The 19677-nt window shown below is 61.4% G+C and carries 21 protein-coding genes; 9 read left to right on the top strand and 12 right to left on the bottom strand.

The genetic code is table 11. The annotated features are described in order from the left end of the window. Window positions 1-47: 47 nt before the first annotated feature. Window positions 48-1718, bottom strand: coding sequence for a sodium:solute symporter (locus tag LDN82_RS11085; RefSeq protein ID WP_224167412.1), 1671 nt, complete (start codon window positions 1716-1718; stop codon window positions 48-50). Beyond that, complete coding sequence (locus LDN82_RS11080) at window positions 1715-2062, bottom strand: DUF3311 domain-containing protein (RefSeq protein WP_224090062.1); 348 nt, start codon at window positions 2060-2062, stop codon at window positions 1715-1717. Before LDN82_RS11080 ends, LDN82_RS11085 begins: the two co-directional genes overlap by 4 nt. A gap of 202 nt (window positions 2063-2264) precedes the next feature. Between LDN82_RS11080 and LDN82_RS11075 the strand changes: the two genes are divergently transcribed. Genes LDN82_RS11075 through LDN82_RS11065 form a run of 3 tightly spaced genes read left to right on the top strand, consistent with a single transcriptional unit; the run spans window position 2265 to window position 4303 of the window. Continuing rightward, window positions 2265-2957 (top strand): histidine phosphatase family protein, encoded by a 693-nt coding sequence (locus LDN82_RS11075; protein WP_224167411.1) that lies wholly within the window; start codon window positions 2265-2267, stop codon window positions 2955-2957. 24 nt (window positions 2958-2981) lie between these two features. Next, window positions 2982-3536 (top strand): DUF3090 domain-containing protein, encoded by a 555-nt coding sequence (locus LDN82_RS11070; RefSeq protein ID WP_224167410.1) that lies wholly within the window; start codon window positions 2982-2984, stop codon window positions 3534-3536. Continuing rightward, window positions 3536-4303: an SCO1664 family protein gene (locus tag LDN82_RS11065; RefSeq protein WP_224167409.1), complete on the top strand. Its 768-nt coding sequence runs from the start codon at window positions 3536-3538 to the stop codon at window positions 4301-4303. Before LDN82_RS11070 ends, LDN82_RS11065 begins: the two co-directional genes overlap by 1 nt. A 90-nt stretch (window positions 4304-4393) precedes the next feature. On the opposite strand, the gene LDN82_RS11060 is transcribed toward LDN82_RS11065, so the two are convergent. Then, entirely contained in the window at window positions 4394-4711 is a 318-nt protein-coding gene (locus LDN82_RS11060; protein WP_224167408.1) for a DUF6457 domain-containing protein, read from the bottom strand. 196 nt (window positions 4712-4907) lie between these two features. On the opposite strand from LDN82_RS11060, the gene LDN82_RS11055 reads away from it, so the two are divergent. The 4 genes from LDN82_RS11055 (at window position 4908) to LDN82_RS11040 (ending at window position 9903) form a co-directional block, all read left to right on the top strand. Continuing rightward, on the top strand, window positions 4908-6497 hold the full coding sequence (locus tag LDN82_RS11055; protein WP_224167406.1) for an ATP-dependent DNA ligase: 1590 nt from the start codon (window positions 4908-4910) through the stop codon (window positions 6495-6497). 301 nt (window positions 6498-6798) lie between these two features. Beyond that, the gene (locus tag LDN82_RS11050; protein ID WP_224167405.1) at window positions 6799-8055 is read left to right on the top strand and encodes an extracellular solute-binding protein; all 1257 of its coding nucleotides are present in this window, start codon (window positions 6799-6801) and stop codon (window positions 8053-8055) included. Between the two features lie 58 nt (window positions 8056-8113). Continuing rightward, on the top strand, window positions 8114-9046 hold the full coding sequence (locus tag LDN82_RS11045; RefSeq protein ID WP_224090056.1) for a sugar ABC transporter permease: 933 nt from the start codon (window positions 8114-8116) through the stop codon (window positions 9044-9046). Next, the gene (locus tag LDN82_RS11040) at window positions 9043-9903 is read left to right on the top strand and encodes a carbohydrate ABC transporter permease (RefSeq protein ID WP_224167404.1); all 861 of its coding nucleotides are present in this window, start codon (window positions 9043-9045) and stop codon (window positions 9901-9903) included. The genes LDN82_RS11045 and LDN82_RS11040 overlap by 4 nt, the downstream gene beginning before the upstream one ends. A gap of 90 nt (window positions 9904-9993) precedes the next feature. Here the strand turns inward: LDN82_RS11040 and LDN82_RS11035 are convergent, their stop codons facing one another. The 9 genes from LDN82_RS11035 to LDN82_RS10995 all read right to left on the bottom strand — a co-directional run bounded on the left by LDN82_RS11035 (window position 9994) and on the right by LDN82_RS10995 (window position 18222). Then, window positions 9994-10458 carry a VOC family protein gene (locus tag LDN82_RS11035; RefSeq protein WP_224167403.1) on the bottom strand — a complete coding sequence of 155 codons (465 nt, stop codon included), beginning with the start codon at window positions 10456-10458 and terminating at the stop codon, window positions 9994-9996. A gap of 53 nt (window positions 10459-10511) precedes the next feature. Next, window positions 10512-11261, bottom strand: coding sequence for an SDR family oxidoreductase (locus LDN82_RS11030; protein ID WP_224090049.1), 750 nt, complete (start codon window positions 11259-11261; stop codon window positions 10512-10514). A gap of 81 nt (window positions 11262-11342) precedes the next feature. Then, a complete protein-coding gene (locus LDN82_RS11025; protein WP_224167402.1) occupies window positions 11343-12389 on the bottom strand; it encodes a Gfo/Idh/MocA family oxidoreductase in 1047 nt (348 codons plus the stop codon). Between the two features lie 135 nt (window positions 12390-12524). Further along, on the bottom strand, window positions 12525-13754 hold the full coding sequence (locus tag LDN82_RS11020) for an MFS transporter (protein WP_224167401.1): 1230 nt from the start codon (window positions 13752-13754) through the stop codon (window positions 12525-12527). Window positions 13755-13873: 119 nt separating this feature from the next. Next, window positions 13874-14866, bottom strand: coding sequence for a Gfo/Idh/MocA family oxidoreductase (locus tag LDN82_RS11015; RefSeq protein WP_224167400.1), 993 nt, complete (start codon window positions 14864-14866; stop codon window positions 13874-13876). Next, the gene (locus LDN82_RS11010) at window positions 14866-15765 is read right to left on the bottom strand and encodes a sugar phosphate isomerase/epimerase family protein (protein WP_224167399.1); all 900 of its coding nucleotides are present in this window, start codon (window positions 15763-15765) and stop codon (window positions 14866-14868) included. The genes LDN82_RS11015 and LDN82_RS11010 overlap by 1 nt, the downstream gene beginning before the upstream one ends. A 3-nt stretch (window positions 15766-15768) precedes the next feature. Beyond that, complete coding sequence (locus tag LDN82_RS11005; protein ID WP_224090044.1) at window positions 15769-16335, bottom strand: VOC family protein; 567 nt, start codon at window positions 16333-16335, stop codon at window positions 15769-15771. Further along, window positions 16332-17327, bottom strand: coding sequence for a LacI family DNA-binding transcriptional regulator (locus LDN82_RS11000; RefSeq protein ID WP_224167398.1), 996 nt, complete (start codon window positions 17325-17327; stop codon window positions 16332-16334). The genes LDN82_RS11005 and LDN82_RS11000 overlap by 4 nt, the downstream gene beginning before the upstream one ends. Next, window positions 17320-18222, bottom strand: a complete 903-nt coding sequence (locus LDN82_RS10995) for a Gfo/Idh/MocA family oxidoreductase (protein WP_224167397.1) — start codon at window positions 18220-18222, stop codon at window positions 17320-17322. The genes LDN82_RS11000 and LDN82_RS10995 overlap by 8 nt, the downstream gene beginning before the upstream one ends. A 225-nt stretch (window positions 18223-18447) precedes the next feature. Here LDN82_RS10995 and eda point away from each other — a divergent pair, with 225 nt between their 5' ends. Then, a complete protein-coding gene (eda, locus tag LDN82_RS10990) occupies window positions 18448-19095 on the top strand; it encodes a bifunctional 4-hydroxy-2-oxoglutarate aldolase/2-dehydro-3-deoxy-phosphogluconate aldolase (RefSeq protein WP_224090041.1) in 648 nt (215 codons plus the stop codon). Beyond that, on the top strand, window positions 19095-19637 hold the full coding sequence (locus LDN82_RS10985) for an AAA family ATPase (RefSeq protein WP_224167396.1): 543 nt from the start codon (window positions 19095-19097) through the stop codon (window positions 19635-19637). Before eda ends, LDN82_RS10985 begins: the two co-directional genes overlap by 1 nt. Window positions 19638-19677 lie beyond the last annotated feature (40 nt).

Here is a 19677-nt window from a genome sequence, read left to right as displayed (position 1 = left end):
CGGTGCGCTGAGAGACATCGCCTCCCCCGCCGTCGACCAGGTCTGCCTCACGGCACCGGGGGCGCGTCTCCCGGCTCCACGAAGCGATGCGTCCGCTCGATCTCGGCAATCTTCGGATCGGTTTCATCGGCGCCATAATCCGATGGCCGGGTCTTGTCCGGCCCTGCCGGCACCTTCAGCGCGCGCAGCACCAAGGTGAGGACAGCGGCGACGATCAGGTTGAGGACGAAGGCCGTAACGGCGATATACACGGTGAAGTCGGTTCCCGGGACGGGGGCGACGGATCCACCAAAATGCGCGTGGGTCACCGGGTTGACGACGTTGTAGGCCGAGACGGTACCGAAGGCTATGCCTACCGCCCATCCGACAAGCAGCGCCCAGCGGTCAAACCATCGCGTGTATAGGCCGGCTACAACGGCCGGGAACGTCTGGAGGATCCAGATACCGCCCAGCAGCTGCAAGTTGATCGCCGTGGTCTGGTCCATGGCGACGACGAAGATGAGCGCGCCAACCTTGACCACCAGCGAGACGATCTTGGAGACGCGCGCCTCTGTCTTGGGGTCGACGTCGGGCCGGATGAAGTCCCGGTAGACGTTGCGCGTGAACAGGTTCGCCGCGGCAATGGACATGATGGCCGCCGGCACCAGGGCACCGATGGCAATGGCCGCGAGGGCAACTCCGGCGAACCACGCCGGGAAGTGGTCCAGGAACAACTGCGGGACCACGAGTTGGGGATTGACCGATCCATCGAGGTCAGTCGGCTTGGTACCGGCTTTGATGGCCACGTAACCCAGCAGGGCGAGGAACCCGAGCATGAGCGAGTAAAGCGGCAGGATGGCTGCGTTGCGTCGGATCGTGTTGCGGCCTTTTGACGCGAGGACGCCAGTCACCGAGTGCGGGTACATGAAGAGGGCCAAGGCTGAGCCGAGCGCCAGGGTCCAATACGCGGAGTAGTTGGCGCCGCCCGGGATGAACACCCCGGCGGGCTTGCCCGTTGCCTGGTTCACTGTGCCCAGCTTGGTTTCCGCCGCACCGAAAATCGTGTCCCAACCGCCGAACTTGATCGGAAGGTAGATGACCGCCACGATGACGGAGAGGTAGATGAGCAGGTCCTTGACGACGGCGATCATGGCCGGCGCCCGCAAACCTGAGGTGTAGGTGTAGGCGGCGAGCACGACGAATGCGAGGATGAGCGGCAGGTCCGTCAGCAGCACGTTCTCGGAGCTGCCGAGGCCGAGCACCGTGAGGACGGCCTTGATGCCCACGAGCTGGAGGGCGATGTAAGGCATCGTCGCCACAATGCCGGTGATGGCGACGGCGAGCGACAGCCACCGGCTCCCGTACCGGCCACCAACGAAATCCGCCGAAGTGACGTAGCCGTGCCTGTGGGACACGGACCACAGCCGGCTCATGATGATGAAGATGATCGGGTAGAGGACGATCGTATACGGCACGGCGAAGAAGCCGGTCACCGCGCCCGTGGCCCACATCGCTGCAGGCACGGCCACGAAGGTGTAGGCCGTGTATAGATCGCCGCCCAGCAGGAACCAAGTGATCCACGTGCCGAAGCCACGGCCGCCCAGCCCCCATTCATCGAGGCTGTGGAGCCCCTCGTCCGACTTGCGCCACCGAGCGGCAAGGAAGCCCATAACAGCAACAATGACGAACAGCACGATGACGATGATGAGGGCGATCCAGTTGATCTCGCGTCCGTTCATGGCCTGTCCCCTCCGTTTCGGTTCCCGGCGCGGGCCGCTGTCCGCCGTCGTCGATCCTCCGTACTGACCAGCCAGTAGGCGATCCCGCTGAGCCCTGCGGAGATGGGCACCCAGAGCAGCTGGTACCAGTAGAAGAAGGGCATACCGCCCAGGCGTGGCGCGTCGAACGAGTACAGCTGCGGCATGAGTGGGAGCACGATCGCGGTGACCAACAGTACGCCTGCCACAACGTAGGGTAGCGGCCTCGCCGGCCCTCGGGTTGGCGTCTCGCGGGTTGGCTGTCCGCCCGGCGGAACTGCGGGGAAGGGGCCCTGATCCGGACCCGCACCATTTTGATTGGACACCACGACCTCCTTGTCGACCATGGTTGGAGGGCGAATATGCCCTCCTCAACTCTTTTGTACCGCTGTGTGTCCCGCTCGGGAAGGCCTCTTCGGCCTATCCGAAGCCTGTTTGTTCACCGCAGGATTCTCTTCCTTATCGAGCCCGGAATGATGCGACCCGGCATGGTCCACACCACCAGCGGAGGGTGGCTAGGCTGGGTGGATGGCAACACTAATTCTCGTGCGGCATGGCCGCACCACAGCCAACGCCAGTGGACTGTTGGCGGGTAGGGCCGACGGCATCAGCCTGGACCAACTGGGGTGCGATCAAGCAGCCCTGGCCGGTGACCGGCTCGCTGCTGTGCCCGTCGCCGGAGTGGTATCGAGCCCTCTTGAGCGTTGCCGGCAGACCGCCCGGCTCATCATCGATCGCCAGGCCGGCTCGCCGCAGGCAGTAGTCGATCCCGATCTCACCGAATGCGATTACGGTCAGTGGCAGGGCCGGAAGCTCGATGATCTCGCCACCGAGGATTTGTGGCCCATGGTGCAGTCGCAACCGTCCGCCGTAGTCTTTCCCGGCGGTGAATCCATGGCCGCGATGCAGGCCAGGTCCGTGGCAGCGATTCGACGCCACGATGCTGCCTTCGAAGCCCGGAACGGGCCAGGGGCCGTGTGGGTGGCCGTCAGCCACGGTGACGTCATCAAGTCAATCCTTGCCGACGCACTCGGCATGCACCTTGACCTGTTCCAGCGAATAAACGTCAGCCCCGGTTCCGTATCAATCATCCACTACAGCGCGAGTCGCCCCAGCGTCCATGCGACCAATACCGAAGCTGGTGACCTGTCATGGCTGTCCAACGGCATCCGTTCGGGCGATGCACCGGTGGGCGGCGGTGCAGGACAGAAGACGACGTGAACGTCATGTGCCTAAACTACTGGCATGCCTACACGCGTTCACGAGTTTGCCTGGCCTGATCGGGTTGTCATTGGCACCATTGGCCTTCCCGGAGCGCGCACGTTCTACCTGCAAGTGCGGACCGGGGCGCAGATCGTGAGTATTGCCCTTGAGAAGCAGCAGTCCGCCCTGCTCGCGGAGAAGATCGACGAACTGCTCGATCAGCTCCTCACCGTCGACGGCAACCCCTTCAGCGTCCCTACGGGTACACCCATTGAACTCGTCGACAATGACCCGATCGAACCTCCTGTGGAGCAGTTCCGCACCGGCGCCATGACCTTGGATTGGGACCCAACCACAGCCCAGATCGTCGTCGAGGCATACCCCCTCATCGACGTTGATGCTGACGACGAGGACGAACCGCTTGTTGAGGACGGCACTAACGAAACCGAAATGATGCTGGTGCGAATGCCGGTTGGCACCGCCCGCGCGTTCGCGAAGCGCACCCGTGAGATTGTGGACGCCGGGCGGCCGATATGCCCCCGCTGCGGTTACCCCATGGATGCGGACGGGCACGACTGCACCTTGCCCGAGGTCTAATGCCGGCGCTGGACCTGATGACCGCCGAGCTGACGCTTTCAGGGCGCATCACGACGGCCTCAAACGCCACATTCCTCGGCAGCATCGGCGACGTGCCGGTCGTCTATAAGCCAATAGCGGGCGAGAGCCCCCTATGGGACTTTCCCGACGGCACCCTCGCCCACCGGGAGGTGGCCGCGTACCTGGTCTCGCAGGTTCTCGGCTGGAACGTCGTGCCGCGCACCTGGCTGCGTGACGGTCCTCTGGGCGAAGGGATGGTGCAACTCTGGCAGGAGCAACAGCCCGCCCAAAGCGCGGTGGACCTGATTGCAGCGGACCACCTGCCAGAGTCAGGTTGGAAACACGTTCTCGAGGGACAAGATGAAAACGGTCGGATGGTGGCCCTCGTGCACGAGGACTCGCCGGCGCTGAGACGTATGGCGGTGTTCGACGTCGTGGTCAACAACGCGGACCGCAAAGGAAACCACATACTTGCCATGACGGACGGGCACCGGCACGGTGTGGACCACGGACTCACCTTTCACAGCGAACCTAAACTGCGTACGGTGCTATGGGGATGGCTGGGAGAGGCCCTGACAGCGGAGGAACTCGACGGGATCGATCGCGTCATCGAAGGACTGAAGAGCGAGCTGGGCCGGAATCTGGCGGACCTGCTGACTTCCGAAGAAATCGCATCGCTCACCGCGCGCTGCGCTCGGCTCCGGCTGACGGGACGATTTCCGGCCCCGGTCGGTGGAATGCCGGCGGTCCCCTGGCCGCTGTTCTAGGGTCAGCTACCGGCTACCGGCTACCGGCTTCGCGGGCTGAGTCGTCCGGTTCTCCCCTGTGCCAAGTCTTACCGTCAGGGGTTCTCAGCCTTACGACTGATTTGTGGGCTCCCAGCCCTTTCCTTCCGCCCGGTCAGAACAGAGCCTGAAGGCGATGTCTGCCGCCTTGCTAGTTGCCACGGCAGGTAAAACGTCCGATCCCCGGCTTCCTTTCCCGGCTTCAAGCCCGGCAGCGTAACCGACCATGAAAGCCGTCACCGGCGCTGCTGCATGGATCACGGAGTCGGCAGATTTCCTGGCCAGATCAAGGACAAGTTCCTGGTCAACCTCAAGATCCAGGATGTGCAGCGCCCGGGCCAGTTCCTGGCTCCACTGGGACAGAACCTGTGCTTCGTCGTCGCTGGGCATGATTTCTCCTTGCCGAAAGTCTCAAGTGGTTCGGGGGTGGTGCCGTGGTTCGGTGTGGTGCCACGAGAATACAAGGCATTGCTCCACAAGTCAGGGGGTTGCCGGCAAATTGGCCGGCGACCGGGCATTCGCCCGCGCCGCTTCTGGACAGGGCTTAATCACTGTTCATGGACGGCGACCGTGACAGACTGGTGCCATGCTGCTCGATGAGCTCGTGAGGACCTCGGAAGCCGTCGCGGCCACCCGCTCCCGGGTCGCCAAGATCAACGAACTGGCAGGCCTGCTGCTGCGCCTCGACCCCGCGGACATCCCGACGGCGGTCGGCTTGCTTACGGCCAAGCCTCGCCAAGGCCGAGTCGGGATCGGCTGGAGCGGCATGAGGGCGGCCAAGGGCAAGCCCGCTGCTGAGACGACTCTCACCATCGCCCACCTCGACGCTGCCTTGGACCGGCTGCTGGCGGCCGCAGGCGCTGGGTCGACCGTAGAACGCGCCGCCATCCTTCGGACCCTGATGGCGGAAGCCACAGAACGAGAGCAGAACTTCATCGCCGGCGTGCTGCTCGGGGAACTTCGTACCGGTGCGCTTGAGGGCGTATTAACGGATGCCGTTGCCCGTGCCGCCGATCGCCCGGTCGAGGCCGTACGCCGCGCAGCGATGCTCTCCGGCGATCTCGGCGCGACTGCCCTGCTGGCGATCACGGGCACCGCGGCACAGCTTGACGCAGTCGGCCTCGTCGTCGGGCGTCCGGTCCAACCCATGCTCGCCGCAACCGCGGCCAGTGCCAGCGAGGCGTTGGAGACGACGGGGGAAGCGTCCGTGGAATACAAACTCGACGGCGCACGCATCCAGGTGCACCGTGCCGGCGACGACGTGCATATCTTCACCCGCACCCTGGCCGAAGTGACCCATCGGTTGCCCGAGGTGGTGGAGGTGGTGCGCGGACTGCCGGTGCGCGATGTGATCCTCGACGGCGAGACACTGGCACTCGACGAGGACGGCGGGCCCAGACCGTTCCAGGAGACCATGTCCCGGTTCGGGGCGAACGCGGCCCGCACCACACTGCTGCATCCGTGGTTTTTCGACGTGCTGCACGTAGACGGGCGCGACCTTCTCGACGAGCCGCTGGCCACACGAATCGGCGTGCTTGAGCGGATCGTCCCCGATCACCGCATCCCAGGGAAAGTAACTGCGGATGCAGCTGTTGCCGAGAGCGTTTCGCGCGATGCCCTGGACGCCGGCCATGAGGGTGTGGTCGTGAAGGCGCTGGGCTCGTCCTACGCCGCCGGGCGGCGGGGTTCGAACTGGATCAAGGTAAAGCCGGTGCTCACCTACGACCTGGTGGTGCTCGCCTGCGAATGGGGGTCAGGACGACGCGCCGGGCTGCTGTCGAACCTGCACCTCGGAGCCTTGGACCCTGTTGGGGAGTTCGGCGAACCCGGCGATTACGTGATGGTGGGCAAGACTTTCAAGGGCATCACCGACGCGCTGCTGAAGTGGCAGACTGAAAAGTTCCAGGAGTTGGGGGTGCGGCGTACTGCGGGCACCGTATGGATCGAGCCGGTCACCGTGGTCGAGATCGCCATCGACGGCGTCCAACACTCTCCCCGCTATCCGGGCGGAATCGCCCTTCGGTTTGCACGCGTCAAGCGCTACCGTGACGACAAGACCGCCGCCGAAGCCGACACGATCCAGGCCTTGCGCGCTCTGCTCCGTACAACAGGGGGTAGAAAGGTATCGCCCGCACCGGCGGAGCCGGATCCCCGGGCCCTGGCTGAGGAGCCTTAATCTGGATGTTGGTTGAGTTCGACCAGTGTGGCGGCGGCCGCACGGGCCGCCGATCGAGAGCCAGGCACTTCCAAAATCCGCATCAAAGGTTCCCTTGACAGAGTCCTCCATCGGCCCTAAGTTTATTGCAACCGATCTCAGCAACCGATCTCACTGCTAATTTCGGAAAAATGCAACCGATCTCAAAGGAGAGACTCGATGATCAACTGGCTCCTCCCGATCGTCGGTGGCCCACGTTTGGTAGGCATCGATTGAGCACGGCATGCTCCCGCATAAGCAACCCAGTTCACAGGAGAAATTCATGATCAAAAAGCGATGGGGCTTGGCGCTCGTCACAGCTGTCGTGGCCGGCCTCGCCCTCAGTGGCTGCTCCCCCTCGGCTTCGGAACCCAAAGGTCCCGTGACGCTCAATTACTGGGACTTCCTCGATCCCACCCAGGCGAATCCGCGCTCGAAGGCACTCAAGGAAAACATTGCCAAGTTTGAGGCGGCAAACCCCGATATCAAGATCAACCTCTCTGTGGTTTCGCTTGGCGACATGTTGAACAGACTGCCGCAAGCCGCGGCAGCAGGTCAGGCTCCTGACGTCTTCAAGATGTTCACTCCCGTAGTGCCCCAGATGGCGTCAGCCGGCGTCTACGCACCGCTGCCTGAGGCTGCTTCCAAGGTGACTGACTGGCTGCGTCCGACCGACACTCTTGCCGGCCCTGACGGCAAGCCGGTTGCCGTGCCCTATGAATACCGAACCTGCGCCCTCTACTACAACCAAAAGATCCTTGACCAGATAGGCGCGACCGTTCCCACCACGTACGACCAGGTTGTCGACGTTGCCCGGAAAGCTGCTGCTGCAGGATTCACCGGCTTCGGGACCGGCTTCTCGGACACCGACAACTCGGCAATCATCAGCACCTTCTTCAACTGCTTCATGACACAGGTTGACCAGGAAATCTGGAACAAGGATGGGAAAGCGGATTTCGCAACAGCCAAAGGCAACGAGTTTGGTAACTTCCTTGCCAAGCTCAGGGACGCAAAGGCTTTGGGTAGCAACGTCGTATCAGACACTTACGGCACAGTAGCTGACGGCATGGCGAGCGGCACGGTCGCCATGGCAGTTCTGGGCACGGAACGAGCAGTTTCCTTCGGCTCGCAGAACAAGGACCTTAAGTGGACGGCCTTGCCTAAAGCGAGTACTGGCGATACGACAGGTACCACCATTGGCTGGACGTTGGGCATAGGCAATGGCAGCAAGAACACCGACGCCGCCTGGAAATTTATCGAGTACATGACCGGGCCGGAAGCCGGTGCCCTCATGGCAACCGGCGGTGAGGTGCCCACCCGGGCAGCCACCTACCAGCAACCGTTCTTCTCCACGCCTGAGGCAAAGACCGTCAATGACATCGCAGCCTACGTCAAGACCAACAGTGAGCCACGCACCTATTCCAACACCTGGACCGCACTTGCCACTGGTCTGTCCCAAGCCGGGCAGAAACTGACCCTCAACGGTACGTCAGGCAACGACTTTATCCGTTCCGCGCAGGACGCGGCCAACAAGAAGTAGCCGCCCGATATCAGGGGAGCCTGACCAAATCAGGCTCCCCTCGGAAGGAACACAGATAATGTCAACAAAAAGCCCAACCCGCACCTCACGCCAGACTGTGGCTTCCCCTTCAGGCGTCGATGCTATCCGCCGGGTCCGTAGGGATCGAATGGTATGGCTCTACGTCGTCCCCGTCAGCGCCGTCTTCCTCTTTGTTTTTGTGGGGCCGCTCATCTACACAGCGTGGACGGCCCTCCACGAGACGACTTATTACCAGATAGGGAAATTCTCGGGTCTGAATTCGTTTGTCCGACTGTTCTCAGACTCCGAACTCCCGAGCCGCATCTGGACAACCTTGGTATTCTCGCTCGGCGCCCTGGTTATCGCCTTGCCGGCCGGGCTTCTGTCTGCGATCGTGCTCAACAATCTTCACCGCTTCAAGCGCTCCGTCCGGAGCCTCTTCCTGCTGCCTTGGCTGATGTCACAGGCCACTGCAGGAACAATCTGGCTCTGGTTCCTCAATCCCAATTACGGTCCCGCTTCCGCTATCACCAAATCCCTCGGATTCGGACCTACTGATGTGTTCTCATCACCCGGCAGTGCGCTTGTTGCAGTAACTCTGATGACAGCCTGGTGGTCCTACCCCCAGGCCATGCTCCTCTTCCTGGGCGCCCTTCAAACGATTCCTGAAGAGCTTCGCGAAAGCCTGAGGGTAGACGGCGGCGGTATCTGGCACCAGTTCGTGAATATCACTCTGCCCTACCTACGCAACACCATCGTCTCCGTCGTCGTCGTTCTTCTCATGCTCTATGTGCAGATGGTCACCATCATTTTGGTCACCACAAGAGGAGGCCCCATCGGGTCTACAGAGACGCTGTCCATGCGTGTCTACAACCAGATGTTCGACAAGTTTGATCTCTCCGGAGCATCAGCAACGGCAATCCTTCTTTTCGCCGTCAACATCGTCCTGACTCTCGTCGCCATTCGCTTCCGACGGAAGGAAAGCCTGTGAGCATCACAACCCCGCGCCGCCAGCGACGCCTGGGCAATGTCATTCGTGCGGTCCCGTCCTGGGCGTACGTCATTCTCTCAGCCGCGGTGGTCCTTCCTCCGGTCGCATGGATCCTGTCCACTTCGCTCAAGACCGCCTCGAGCACCCTGGAATTTCCTCCAAGGTGGATACCGGCCCCATTCTCTGCCGAGGGCTATATCGGCCTGCTGACGTCGACCAACATGCGCTTTTTCGCAAACTCCCTCATCTATGCGGTCGGCTCTATCGTCCTTGCCCTGGCCATTTGCATCCCGGCAGCGTACGTGGCAACGCGGTACCGGAGCCGCCGCATGGAAACACTGATGACCGGGATTCTGGTCCTGTCCATGGTCCCGGCGATCGTGGTTTTCATCGCGCTGTACTCCATGTTCGTCAAGACCGCCTTGATCAACACCTACCCGATGCTGATCATCGTCTACACGGCAATCATCTGTGGACAAACCATCCTGTTCCTGCGAAATTTCATCGAGAACATACCCGTCGAAATCGAGGAAGCGGCGGCAATCGACGGATGCTCCCGAATGCAGATTTTGTGGCGCATCATCCTCCCGCTCATCCGGCCCGGTATCGCTGCTGTGGCAATCTTCATCTTTGTCTTCGTTTGGAACGACTTCCTTGTGGGCACCGTCCTCGCCACCACAGAAGACATGAAGACCGTCCAGAACGGCATAGTGCGATACATAACCACCGGCTTCGGTAGCTTCTGGGGACTCTTCGCCGCATTCATCGTCGTGGCTTTCATCCCCGTACTCTCAATCTTCCTCGCATTCCAGCGCTGGTTCGTTGCCGGCATGACCTCAGGTGGTGTCAAGGGGTAGCCTATTCGCCGAGGTTTGGTCCTCAGGCGGGCGTGGTGCCACGGTAAATGCAACATTGGCGGGCAGGGTGCACCCTGCCCGCCAATTCGCTTATGAATTTTCGCTCGAGCGCCAGTCGGGCGGCTGAATCAGTTCTACCCGATTCCCATCCGGATCGAGTAAGTAGATCAGCAGACCTCCTGCAACCGGTCCGGACGTGGGCGCGACCGGTTCGGACAAGGCCCTGTATCCGAGCTTCGTCATTCTGGCGTAGACCTCGCGCAGGTCAATATCCGTGAAGGCAAGATGTGCCGTGCCAGGCTGTGCTTCCGAGGGATCAACGGCAGGCGGAGGATCCTCAACCTGGACCAGCTCCAGGTGAAAGGTCCCATCACCGGCTGTGAGCATCATGGCTTTGACCTTGACGTTCGGACGGCTGTACAGCTCGCCGACGTAGGGGCCCGAGGTCCACTCATTCAAACGGGTAAAGCCCAGCCCTTCCACGTAAAACCGGGCGCTGCGCTCCAAGTCTGCAACGTGCAGAGCGGTGTGATGATGACGGATTGCTGTATGCATTTTTCCTCTAATTCCTGACTGAATCGAAATATCTGCTCAAGGATGCGTGCGGGTCAGGTTCCTATTCCCAGATGTGCTCCGCCTGCCACGTCGAGGGACACTCCAGTGATGTAGCGATTGTCGGGATCAGAAAGGAACAGGATGGCACGGGCAACTTCATCGGGTTCGGCAAAGCGGCGCATCGGTAGCTGCGCTGCCCGCTTGGCCCGGTTTGCTGCTGCGTCCGGGCCGGAGTCCCTGGCGAATTGAGCCCACATGGGCGTGTTCACCGGTCCTGGTGCAATGGCGTTCACTGAGATGCCGTTGGGTCCAAGCAATTCGGCGAAAGACCACATAATATGCAGGACCGCGAGCTTGCTCGCGTTGTAGGGCAGATAGTTGAGCCGTGCTTCTTTGGCCGCAACTGAGGACAGGACTACGATGGCGCCGGATGTGCCGGTCTCAAGCATCGATTTTGCGGTCTCCCGGACCATGGTGAAGGTCGCGGTGGTATTGATCCTCAGGATGGAGTCGAACTCTTCGGTGCTTGTTTCCATGATGTCCGGTGTGGGGCCGAGCACTCCCGCTGCGTGGACGAGGACATCAAGACGGCCATATTTGGCTTGTATGTCCTGGATAACCGTTGCGCACTGTTGTTCAGAGGTGATGTCGAGGGGATGGAATGCCTCCAGGGACTGGTCCTCTTTCGGGGAACGGTCTGCGCCGATGACGATGGCACCTGAGGCTGTGAGTGCGCTGACTGCAGCATCGCCGATTCCTCCGCTTGATCCGGTTACCAGAACCACCTGGTTTTTGAGGCTCATCGGTTCCCTCCGCTCTGGGCGCGGCTCATCCGCGGCGTTCCTGTGGTCGGGGCATGAGGTGCTTGCGTCATGTTCATTTCCTTACTCGATATTGCTCGGTCGGTCGCCATTGGTTCGCGTTTTGTCTATTTCGCGTTCTGCTGATGCTGCGTGATGAACCTCCCTGGCATCGGGGGCTGCCCCTGCACGGATTGCGTCGGCGATCTCTGTGGCACGGAGTGCCTGGGCGAATGAAACGGCCGGCGTTTCACCCGCACAGAACCTCAATGCCGCTTCCGCCTGGCGGAGGAAGAGGTCAGAGGGATCGAAGGTCTGCTCTTGTTGGCCGCCGTCCCGGTCCCACACGTGCAGGGAATCGTTTGACCACAACATCCGGCCGCCATTGGCAAGGACATCGATGGTCAGGCTCCAATCGCCCTGGTTGAGACCTTCGGGTTCTTGCCAAGGGGACCAGTAAGTCTGCAGAGTGAACACCACTCCAGAGGGGAATTCGAGCGTGGAGACGACGTGTTCTGGCACCGGAGATCCGTAAAGGCTGTTGCTGGCGCTGGTGGCCAGGACCTTCGGGGCACCCTTGAACCACGACGAAACCAGTTCTATGGCGTGAATGCCGTTCACTACCGCGACGCCACCCTCCTTGGGATCAGCACGCCATGAGTCAACGTTCTGCTTATGGGCAACCGAACGAACAGTAATGGCAATAACGTCGTTGTCGCTGACCCACTGCGATACGGATGGAACGCCTGGATGCTGGTGGAGTGTGTATCCCACCATGAGCCGTTCATTGACTCCCGAAGCAGAGGCCATGAGTGCAGCACCTTCTGCATCTGCCGCCACCGGCTTTTCAGTCAGCACCCGGAATCCCCTGTTCAGCAGATCCGCACAGATGGCCGGTTGCAAGGTTGTTGGCAACGCGACGACGACCAGGTCAAGGTGATCAGGCAGCTCCAGGACGCTGGGCACCAAGTGCGCACCCAGCTCCTGTGCGAGCGCAAACCCCCGCTCGTCCTGCTCCACAAGGTGGGTGACATTTGCACCGGCTTTGGCGAATGCGCGGGCATGCCGGGATCCGGCCCAGCCGGCCGCTCCCACCACAGCGACGCACGGTGCCTGTGCCGCCGTCGTCATGATGCGGGTCCTGCGAAGATCAAGCCTGGGGTGAAAGTGTAAGTCATGAAAACTCTCCCTTGAGTCCATTCAAAATGTCGATGAGATCGGTTGTATTAATGGGCGACACCAACATTTGGTGTCGCAGTAAGGGTGTCAAGGGCCTTTATCAAGCATGCGTGGCTTGTTGACCATGATTGCCCCTGCCACAAGCACCACGAGCCAGGCACCGAGCATGCCAAATGAGGGCAGCCAGTCGTCCCCTGGACTGTGCAGGAGCGCGAAAAGAAAAGGGCCGATGCTTGCGAAGGCGTAGCCGGTCCCCTGGGCGAAGGCGGATAAACTTCCCGAGCCGGATTGCGTTCGTGTCCGCTTGTTGATCATGGTGAACGCAAAGGCATAAGCGCCTTGGCCCAGGCCCGCAATGACGACCCAGACCGCTGCAGAGGCTGGTGGGGCGAAGATTATGCCTGCATAACCGACGGCAAATGCGAGGACAAAGAGGATTGCCACAGGTAGCGGGCGTGGCATTCTTACGACAACCACAGGCGCAACCAGGGCGACCGGCAAAGCGAGGATCGAATAGAGCGCCAGCATGGATCCAGCAGCGTCCGGGCCCGTCCCTCTGTCAACGAGAACCGCCGGAAGCCAAGTCAGCGCCGCAAAGGTGTTGCTGGAGCAACCAGCAAAGATCATCGCTGTGCCCCAGCCGATTGATGATCTCCATGGTTTTATCGCGTTCGCAGGGGGCAACGGCCTATCATCGGCTGGTGAGGTCCGCGAACGGGCTAGGTTCCGTTTGGCCGCCGGAAGAATCAGCCAAGGGATCGCAGCAAGCGCACTGAAGGCAGCCCAAATACCTATGGAGAACCGCCAGCCATATAGATTGCCCAGAGGGATGGCGAATTGGGCGGCCATGGCCGTGCTGCCACCCAGGAGACTGATGTGAAGCGCTGCCAGAACCCCGATCCGATCGGGAAAATACTTCATCAGTAGAGGCGGAGCCACGACATTGACCAGGCCAATCCCAAGCATGGCGATGCAGGTGAACACCAAGAATGCCACGACGTTCCATCCAAGTGCACGGCCCACCTGACCTGATGTTGTCAACAGGATCGCGACCAAGAGCAGGTGTTCCATCTGGAATTGCCGCACGAGCGGCAGCGCAAAGAAGCCCATCATTGCGAAGCCTGCGGTCGGCAGCATCCCGAGGATCCCCGTGGTTACCGCGTCGAACGGAAGGTCCGCACTTATTTGGCCAAGGAGCGGGGACACCGCCGAGACCGCTTCTCTCGCGCTGAAGGCAACCAGCAGGACTCCAGCCAGCGCGGTGACACGCCCCCGAAGCGGCCGCTTCTCTGCTTCCTTGCCTTTCAGTGCACCCATGTTTCGTAGGCGAAGTAGAGCTATGTTCGCACCTCCCTATATCCGACAGGCGGCTCTGGCCACTGCGTCTAAAGCGCCCGCGCCAGAAAACCTGTGCAACTTTGGCAGAGGTGATTGGTTCAGCTTGCGTTTACCGCGTGGCTTGCCCATTCGCGGCCGGTCTGCTCCTCTGTCGGCAGGCCGGCGGCTGAAAGGATCTGATCGAGCAGACGTTGGGTGTGAACGGCTTCCCGGCCTGAGGTAAGCGGCTGGCCCCTGTCGGCCACCCGGTCCAGGAAGTGGTGAACGGCGGCCGAGAATCCGAGGGTGTCTGTCGCCGTAGCCCAGCCGTATGCTTCCGCGCTCAGTTCCCGTGACGTCGTGACGCCGTTGATAGTGGTGGAAACCGTTTCCGGTGCCCTGACTTCGACCGTCTTCCCGTCACCATAGGCGTCCAGTTTTTCGTTCCATGCCCCCGCTGTACGTGCCGCCATCAGGACGCCGGTATTCCCGGTGCTGAAGCGGATGGTCGCTGCAAGTCCGTCTTCTTCCCAAGGATCCTCACCCGCGGCATGGGCGGCCACGTGTTCCGGTTCGCCTCCGCAGTACCAGCGGAGGAGATCGACCATGTGGATGGCGTTCTCGAAAGTCGCGCGGTATTCGGACCCTGGGCGGTTCTTCTGGGCGACGCAGAAAGTAGCACCTTTGTCGCCAAAAACTTCGCGGCCGGCCGTGTATACGGGTGCATACCGGCGGTTGAAGTCAACCATCAATATCCGTCCCCGCTCGTCGGCCAGATCAGCCAGACGTTCCGCTTCATCAGTTGCCGGAGCCAAAGGCTTCTCGCAAAACACATCCACGTCGTGATTGAGGCAAAGCTGGACGGCATGGGCATGCTCGGAACGTGGGGTCAACACGAAAACTGCATCCAGCGCCTGCGCGGCCAGCATGTCCTCCACCGTTTTGTAGGCATCGTTGAAACCCCACCGCCGGACCAGGCTGCTGGGATCCTCACGCCGGGAAACCAAGGCAGCCAGTTCAATGTCATCGCGTTGCACGAGGGTGGGTAGCTGGGCAATGGTGGCGATGTTGCCGGCGCCGATAACTCCGACGCGGAGGCGGTTGGTATTCATCAGGCGTTCCTTACTTTGGCCGAATCAGCGAGCATTGAGCGCAGGACGGCGACGGATTCCCGGAATCCATCCTCCGGCGCAGGGAGGTCTTGCGGGTGCCAACGGTATTCAAGCTCGATGCTCAATACGTCGTCATAGCCGTGCTGAAGCAGCGCGACGAGGATCCGGGCCCACGGAACAACACCGCTTCCTACAACGCGGGAGCGGACTGCCCGCTCTGAGGCGTTGACCCTGGCCGTTTCAGTGGCGCGGAAGGCCGCATTGGGATCCGTGAAGACAAGGTCCTTCACGTGGACGTGACCGATCAGGTCACCTTGAACAGCGAAGGCTTCTTCGTAGTTTTCGTCGTGCGTGAAGGTGAGGTTCGCCTGATCGTAGAGCACGCGGACGGAAGGCTGGGCAATTTCCCGGACCAGGGCCGCCGTGTCCGCTGCCGTCTGGGTCATGGTGCCGAAATGGTTCTCCACGCAGAGGCGGACGCCAGCCTGCTGGGCCACGGGGGCAAGGGTCTCCAGCGCCTTCCGCAGCTGTCCCCAGCGGGCCGCGTGATCGGTGTCTCCGGGGTGCCAGGAACCAGCGTAGACACGGACGCGGTCAGCGCCGAGCAATTGTGCGGTGTCAATGGCACCACGGAATTCGTCGACGGCATTGCGCCATTCGGCATCGTCGAGTGAGTTGATAGCGGTGGTGTAAGGCGTCAAACCGACGATTGGTACGCCTTCGCCTTCGGCTGCTTTCAGCGCCTCCATTGCCGAGCGCCGGTCGCCCAGGGGCAAACCGGACTTGTAGTCATCCTGGTAGATGACCTCGGCGGCATCGAGCCCCGCGGCCCGAAAGAGACCAAGTGCTTGGGGAACGGTGTGGTTCGGAGTACCTAGAGTGTGACCCGCTAGCCGCATTGTTTATGTCCTTTCTGAAGTGTTTGGAGCTGCCGTCCAGTCCGTAGGACCGACCAGCCGGGGCGGGGCTGCGACGCGGGATCTGTCCACGATTTCCATCAGCAGCCCCCAAGGGGTGACGAAGTAGGTCCAGCGGTTGCCAGCTACGCGTGGGCTGTCGCCAGCGACTTCCTTGCGCTCACCGAGCACCCTGACGCCAGGTGTTTCCTGCAGTACGGCGATGGCTTCGTCGACGTCATCCACGACGAAGCACAAGTGGTGCCCACCGGCGTCGCAATGACGCGGTGGCGTCTCACGCCGCTCAGCGCTGCTCCACTCGAAAAGCTCGATGTTCAGGTTCGGCGGCAAGCGCAGCATGGCAAGCGTGAGCTTGGCATCTGCCGGCACTTCGAAGTTGGTGGGCATGAATTCTTCATCGGGGCCGCGCTCGGAGCGGTACAGCTCCTCGGCGCCGAGGACTTCGACAAAGAAGCGAATGCCTTCATCAAGGTTCGGAACCGTCAGACCGACGTGGTCTGTGTGCCGTATTCCCGGCAGGCGCCGGAGCGTCTGTTCCTGCGCCCCGCTCATTTGCGCGGTCCAGAGGTGGAGCGACGGACCAGAAGCTCAGGCTCGAGGACTATATGCTCAACCGCCCCATCCACGTTTTGCTTCTCGGCCAGCTCGATGGCAATGTGCCCCATGTCGGCAATGGGCTGCCGGATGGTTGTCAGGGCAGGGTTAAACCGGGCACCAAGAGCAAGGCCATCGAATCCGATAACCGAGACGTCTTCCGGAACCTTCACACCGCTGCCGCCCAGTGCTGAGATCACGGCGAAGGCCACCATGTCGTTGGCTGCGATGATGGCCGTTGGCGGATTGTCCATCTCCAGGAAGTGCTCTGCACCGCGAGTGCCCGCATCAAGGTCTGAACCGCTGTCCAGCACGATGGGCGTGCTCCCGCTTTGGGCGGTGAGTTCAAGGTAGGCGTCCATCCGGTCTTGGGCAGTGTGTGTGCCGGCGATGCCGGATACGTATCCGATCGATGTATGCCCCAGGCCGTGCAGGTGGTCAAGTGCGAGCATGATCCCTTGACGGCTGTCGACCGTGACGGTTGGTACGGAGGAATCCCCTTCCACACGGTCGATTACCACCACTTTGTGGCCGAAGTCGAAGCGTTTCAGGGCCTCGGTATCGACCTTGGTCGAAGGTGCCACAATCCCGAAGGGGGCGTACATCGCCTGCATGGCGGTGAAGTATCCGTCGGTCTTGGCTGGGTCGCCGTTGGTGACGCAGAGCATGAGCTGGTAGCCGCGCTCGTCGGCTGCCTGTGTCATCGTCTTGGCAAGTTCCGCGAAGAACGGGTTGGTGATGTCGGGGACGATCAGCGGAATGATGTTGCTTGTCTTCCGTCGAAGCGCCTGGGCGAGTGGGCTCATCGTGTAACCGAGTCCTTCGGCGACCCGGAGGATATGCTCGCGTGTTTCGCTCTTCACCGCCTCTGGGCGAGAGAACGCCCGGGAGACGGTTGACCGATGGACACCGGCGGCTTTCGCGACGACGTCGATACTCAAGTCAGGCATGTTCTCTTCCTCCGTGCTGGTTGCCATAGGCCTGCCAAATGGGGCGCATGACATTTTCGAGCTGGGCCAGCGTCGGCAGGCCCCGGAATCCATCTTCCAGCGTCCGGGCGACGTTCCGCACAAACGGGTCGTAGAGCGGGTCGCTGTCGACATTGATTTCGTCGATTTCCGTAGTTCCGTCCAGTGCCGTGAAAGTAGCTGTGCCATCGGAATTAACGGAGGCGAATCCGGCCTCGCCCACTGAGGTAAAGCTGCAATACCGCTTCAATGGCGAGCCAGGGAATGCGTAGCCAACTTCCACGATGGCTTCACGTCCCTCCGGCGTCGTGATGATGAGGCTGGCATGATCCTCAACAGCCTGGCCGTGGAGAACCGAAGAGAGCCGGGAATCCACGTCCGCTGCCGGCTCATCGCAACCTCGGAGGAACAGGTCAACAAAATGTGGACCCAGGTTCGCGAGGCAGCCTCCCCCGGCCTTGACCGGATCGAGCATCCAAGGATTGGAGTTCTCCAGATACCGGGATGGCGGCCCGGCAATGAATGAGGCTCGCTGATAACTGGGCCTACCCGCCTTGGCAAGCCATTTCTCTGTGGGTCCGCCGCGCTGAACCAAGGGCACAGTGGCTGGCACACCTGCTGCTTCGGCGGCCTGGCGCACGGTGGCAAGCTCCCCGAGGGAAGTGCCCACCGGCTTTTCCACGACGAACGGAATACCCCGCTCGATCAGGGCCATGCACTTTTCCGCCATCCCCTCGTGGGGACCAAAGACGTAAGCGAGTCCCACGTCGGGAAGATCAACCAGCTTTTGCCAATCGGCTTCAGCGTCTGTCTCCCAGCGAGCGGCCAGTTCCTTTACCTGCACACGAGAGACATCTTCGTCGCTTACTCCAACCACGTCGTGTTCTTCGGCGATAGCCTGCGCGCAGAGTGGAACGTGCCAATGGGAGGCGCCAAGAATAATTGTTCGTACATGAGTCAACCGCAATACCCCCTTGTATGAGATCGGTTGCTGAGATCGGTTGCAATAACAGTATGGATGGTGGGAGAGTTTGTCAACGAAACATCAATACGGTCGGGCCGCTCGTGAAGATGACGCCGCCCGGCCAGAGAGAGGCCAGCTATGAATAAGAAACTTCGCACCCTGCAAACCATCCATGAATCAGGAGCCGTCCTCATCGTGCGGCTGGAGAGCGCCGAACTTGCCGAGCAGGTCGCTGAAGCTGCCATCGAAGGAGGCTTCCGGGCCCTGGAAATTACTCTTTCCATTCCGGGGGCCGTTGAAGTGATACGCCACCTGGCCGCAAAACACGGACCCAGCGGCGTGGCGGTCGGGGCGGGGACAGTGCTTGATGAGCACTCCGCATACGAGTGCATCCGGGCGGGCGCCGAGTTCCTGGTCAGCCCCCAACTGAACCCTGCCATGATCAGGACAGCAAACCGGTACCAAGTGCCAACAATCAGCGGAGCCTACACGCCAACCGAGCTCGTCGAGTCCGCCGAGGCAGGTGCCGACATCCTCAAGCTCTTCCCCACCGAGGCTGGCGGAGTCGCCTACGCGAAAGCAGTGCTGGCACCGCTGGCGCACCTGCCGATCATGCCGGCTGGGGGCGTAACCCTGGACAATGTGGGCGAGTGGTTTGCCGCGGGTGTGGCAGGCGTCGGCGTGGGGAGCTATGTGACCAAGGCATGGCAGCCGGACGGCGACTTTACCCGCGTCAGCGAGGCAGCCCGGGCTTTCCTCGCAGCTGTAGCAGAGGCCCGCCGTTAATGTCTCCCCAAGTCTTCATTGTCATAGGACCGGCTGGCTCGGGGAAAACGTCCATTGCCCAGCAAACGGCAAAGGATCACGAGGCCGCGTATCTGGACAAGGACCGGGTCAGCGGGCGATTTGTCGAATTCGCCCTGGCCGCGACCGGACACGATCCCACCGACCGGGAGTCCAACGACTACTACCGGGATAATTTGCTGCCCCTTGAATACGAGACACTCATGGATGTGGCGGGAGTGAACCTGCGCCTAGGCAGGTCCGTAGTCCTCGACGCCCCTTTTGGGGCCTATTTCGGGGACCCTGACTATTTGACCCGCACGGCAGAAAGCTTCCACTGGCCAACGTCCACGATCACCGTAGTCCGGGTACGGGTGCCTAAAGACGTTCTGCGTACTCGGCTTATCCGCCGCGGACTGGAACGAGACCAGTGGAAACTTGCCCACTGGGATGAATATTGGTCCTTATATGGCCGCTTGGAGTGCGCCTGGTCCGGCGTGGAATACCTGGACTTCAATAACGAGGCACCCCTTCCCGTCGATTGAGCCCCTTGCTCCTAAACGACCGCACGTTGGATACGACGCG

It is taken from the genome of Arthrobacter sp. StoSoilA2 (assembly GCF_019977195.1).
GTDB lineage: Bacteria > Actinomycetota > Actinomycetes > Actinomycetales > Micrococcaceae > Arthrobacter.
The sequence above is the reverse complement of the archived record's forward strand: the minus strand, read 5'-3'. Positions and strand labels throughout refer to the sequence as shown.